General features: G+C 72.6%; 1 pseudogene. It reads right to left on the reverse strand.

Features of this window, described 5'->3' with window-relative positions:
* Window positions 1-215 (reverse strand): annotated as a pseudogene (locus tag BN358_RS26205) (DUF1664 domain-containing protein); the annotation flags it as partial.

Here is a 215-nt window from a genome sequence, read left to right on the forward strand (position 1 = left end):
AGGGTCTCGACCATGGCGTCCAGGTTGCCGACGTCGTCGCCCAGCCGGGCCAGGTCGCGCTCGGTGACGTCGAGCTTGGTCAGGCCGACGTGCAGGCCGAGCGCCGCGACCTGCTGGGACAGGTCCGCGTGGAGCTCGTCGCTGAGCCGGCGGCGCTCCTCCAGCGCGCCGAGCTCGCGTTCGCGTCCGGTGAACTGCCAGCGACAGACCGCGTT

The sequence above is a fragment of the Sedimentibacter sp. B4 genome (genome assembly GCF_000309315.1).
Lineage (GTDB): Bacteria > Bacillota > Clostridia > Tissierellales > Sedimentibacteraceae > Sedimentibacter > Sedimentibacter saalensis.